The organism is Actinomadura bangladeshensis (assembly GCF_004348335.1).
Taxonomy (GTDB): domain Bacteria; phylum Actinomycetota; class Actinomycetes; order Streptosporangiales; family Streptosporangiaceae; genus Spirillospora; species Spirillospora bangladeshensis.
Genome location: NZ_SMJW01000570.1, coordinates 1 through 923 on the forward strand (window position 1 = coordinate 1; position 923 = coordinate 923).

General features: G+C 67.7%; 1 protein-coding gene. It reads left to right on the top strand.

The window, feature by feature from the left end:
• The first annotated feature begins 134 nt into the window (after positions 1–134).
• Positions 135–905 (top strand): transposase family protein, encoded by a 771-nt coding sequence (locus tag E1284_RS40915; RefSeq protein WP_131945469.1) that lies wholly within the window; start codon positions 135–137, stop codon positions 903–905.
• Positions 906–923: the final 18 nt, after the last annotated feature.

Sequence of the window (923 nt, forward strand, 5' to 3'; positions counted from 1 at the left end):
CAGTGAGCCCATTCCAACCTGACTGTGCAGGTCACGGGTTCGTCGCGGGCGACGGATGTGGGCGGTGAATGAGTGAAGCTCCTGCTAGATGAGGTTGTCGACCAAGATCAACCTTGTCCGCACAGGAGCTTCATGTGCTGTTCTACCGTGCCGCGCTGGATCTGTCGCGTCCGACCCTGACCTTCGTTACCGGGCTGGTCCGCGATCACCGGGACCGGATCGGGTCGCGATGGCGGGCGCTGAGCCCCGAGCGCCAGGCGCTGCTGGTCCTGGTGCACCTGCGCCGCAACGACACCTTCGCCCGCCTGGCCGCAGCGTTCGGGATCGGCGCGGCGACCGCGCACCGCTACGTCACCGAGGTCATCGCGCTGCTGGCCGACCAGGCCCCCGATCTACGCGAGGCGATGCGGATCGCCCAGCGCAAGGCGTTCGTGATCCTGGACGGCACCCTCGCCCCGATCGACCGCCTGTCCGGCCCCAACGACCGGCTGTACTACAGCGGCAAGCACCACCGGCACGGGGTGAACATCCAGTTCCTCACCGACCCCAACGGCGAACTGATCTGGGCCTCACCGACGCTGCCCGGCTCGACACACGACCTGACCGCCGCCCGCACCCACGGCATCATCCACGCCCTCACCAGCCGCGCGATCGCCTGCTACGCCGACAAGGCCTACGTCGGGGCCGGCGGCGCGATCGGCACCCCCTACAAGCGCAACAAGCGCCGCAAGCTCGGCAAACGCAAGAAGCTGTTCAACCGCTACCACGCCAAGGTCCGCGCGCTCGGCGAACAGGGCGCCGCGACCCTCAAGCGCTGGCACATCCTGCGGAAGGCCCGCTGCTCACCCAGCCGCCTGACCGCCATCGTCCAAGCCATCCTCACTCTTCACCACCAGGCCGAATGAGGTTGGAATCAGCTCAGT